Source organism: Pseudomonas sp. AC463 (assembly GCF_979253585.1).
In genome coordinates this window covers 1-242 of sequence record NZ_CEEDDZ010001080.1, presented here as the reverse complement: position 1 = coordinate 242, position 242 = coordinate 1, and the positions used below count along the sequence as shown (strand labels likewise).

At 69.0% G+C, this 242-nt stretch carries 1 protein-coding gene; it reads left to right on the top strand.

The annotated features are described in order from the left end of the window. Positions 1 to 242 (top strand): LysM peptidoglycan-binding domain-containing protein (locus tag AC0IYH_RS33600; RefSeq protein ID WP_471838774.1); only part of this gene is annotated, 242 nt, incomplete at both ends.

Below are 242 nucleotides of genomic sequence, written 5' to 3'. Positions count from 1 at the left end.
ACATGGCGACACGCTGGGCGACATCGCGGCGCAGCACGGTGTCGGACTGAAGGCGGTGCTGTCCGCCAATCCGCAGATCGACAATCCATCCCGCATCTACCCCGGCGACACGATCACGATCCCGGCCGGTACGGGAAGCGGCGGCACGGGCAGCGGCGGCACGACCCCCACTCACGCGACGGCGCGCACATCCGCTACCGCCGGCATCAGCCAGTCGACGCGCATCGAGAACGGCACACTGT